This window comes from Colwellia hornerae (assembly GCF_007954355.1).
In the GTDB taxonomy this organism is placed as follows: Bacteria; Pseudomonadota; Gammaproteobacteria; order Enterobacterales; family Alteromonadaceae; genus Colwellia_A; species Colwellia_A hornerae.
In genome coordinates this window covers 1-1,960 of sequence record NZ_VOLR01000068.1, presented here as the reverse complement: position 1 = coordinate 1,960, position 1,960 = coordinate 1, and the positions used below count along the sequence as shown (strand labels likewise).

General features: G+C 36.7%; 2 protein-coding genes and 1 pseudogene. All 3 read left to right on the top strand.

Annotated elements, in window-relative coordinates; translation table 11 throughout:
• Positions 1 to 56 precede the first annotated feature (56 nt).
• Positions 57 to 992, top strand: a complete 936-nt coding sequence (locus ESZ26_RS19520; RefSeq protein WP_244947104.1) for an RHS repeat-associated core domain-containing protein — start codon at positions 57 to 59, stop codon at positions 990 to 992.
• A gap of 105 nt (positions 993 to 1,097) precedes the next feature.
• The gene (locus ESZ26_RS18945; protein WP_146801366.1) at positions 1,098 to 1,484 is read left to right on the top strand and encodes a hypothetical protein; all 387 of its coding nucleotides are present in this window, start codon (positions 1,098 to 1,100) and stop codon (positions 1,482 to 1,484) included.
• 109 nt (positions 1,485 to 1,593) lie between these two features.
• Positions 1,594 to 1,836, top strand: a pseudogene (locus tag ESZ26_RS18940) (transposase); the annotation flags it as partial.
• Between the last annotated feature and the right edge of the window lie 124 nt (positions 1,837 to 1,960).

Below are 1,960 nucleotides of genomic sequence, written 5' to 3'. Positions count from 1 at the left end.
ATGATGGCCATAACCGAAGAGTGAAAACAAACGATGGTTCAGGCCTAAGTTATTCGATGTACAGCTTATCTGGTCAGCTAATGTTTAGAAAAGTTGGTGGTGTTAACAAAGATTACTATCGTTTAGGTGGTAAATTAGTCGCTACAAAAAATACCAGTGTAGAATATATTCATACTGACTATCTAGGCAGCCCTGCTGCATTTAGTAACTCATCAGGAGTGATTAACAAAACGCTACACTATCAACCTTTTGGTGAAACGATTGGCACACAAAGTGACGATGTAGGTTATACCGGACATAAGTTCGATACAGATATTGGCTTAAGTTATATGCAAGCACGATACTATGATCCAGTTATCGGGAGATTTTATAGTAATGATCCTATCGGATTTCGTGATATACACAGCTTTAACCGTTATGCATATGCTAATAATAATCCTTATAAATATACTGATCCTACAGGGATGAGTAGTGTTAAAGGATCATGTGGTAATAGGCCAGGGAAATGTTACGACAGCGGTGGAACGCCAGAAAAATCACAAGGATGGGTGAAAACAGGTACTAATGCTAATGGAGATGACCGATTTAGTTTTGTTAATCGATCAATAGTAGACCAAGTAAATATGCCCAATAATGTTGCAGGATACGCCTTAGCGTTAATGACACAAGTTGCTGTAGGTGATTCGGGTATGTGGTTAGGAAAAAATTTAAAATACAACTCACCTACATGGGGTGGGAATGGATACACTGGAGGTAGGAGTGTTGCCTATGCTCGAGCTAACTATCTAAAGTTTGCAGGACGTGCTTCTCTAGTTGGATCAATAGGAATGACAGCATATAATGTGCAGTCAGGAAGGCAATCAGCTACTAAAGGATTTGTTGATGTCGGTATGGCTGTTGTAGGAGTGTTTTGGCCATTTGGGACATTTGCTAGTATCTCATACTTTACTGTTGATACTGTTAATGATGGGAATTGGACAGGTAAGCATTAACTCCGTATTTAGTTTTATCAAAAAACAGTTTATTCAATGATGATCAAATAGTCATATAATCTGCCTGTAAATACTGTATGTGCTAATTAAGCTTTAGGAGTTTGGATGAAGAGACTATATGAAAAATTATATTATCGATTGTATAAGCTCATGATGTTAATCGAGCGGGATAAGAACGCTACTCATTTATCAGCAATATTGTTATTTTCTGCTATTCAATTGCAAAATTTGTTTTTGTTTATGCTGATATTAATGTATTTCGGGCTTTTTAACGCAGGAATAAATATTGAACACGGTGAAGTTTTATTTTTCTTATTTGGAATTGGTGTGATTTTTTGTAATTGGATGATGATCATCAAAAATGGTGAATACAAGAAAATAATAGAAAGAGAGAACCAAAATGGCTATCGAATTTCCAGTTTAATTATCGACTCTATGATGGGTATGTCATTAATTTTACTATTTGTTTTTGCTAGACTCGTTGATGGGTAGCGAAATTAAATGAAAGTAGAGAACACTTATTAGGCCACCCATAATAACTGATGCAGTTTTCGGTCAATAAACTAGACTTAAGGTACCTATATTCAGTCAGGTGACTATTATGCCTAAGCCTCGCTCACAACAAATCAGTTTATTGGACACCCCTTATTATCACATTTGCAGTCGGACAGTACGCAAGGCTTTTTTGTGTGGCGTTGATAAGGAAACGGGGGTGAGTTTTGAGCATCGACGCATATGGATAGAAAAGCGATTATTTAAATTATCTCAGGTATTTGCAATAGATATCTGTGCCTACGCTGTTATGCATAATCATTTACATCTCGTATTGCATGTTGACAGTGAGTAAGCGTATAGCTAACGGCACCTGTATCTAATACTCGATCACCGATATCTTATCTCCTAACTTAATTTCGGAGATAACCATGAGAATTACACGTAGCCAAGAGCAATGGCAAACCATCATTGAA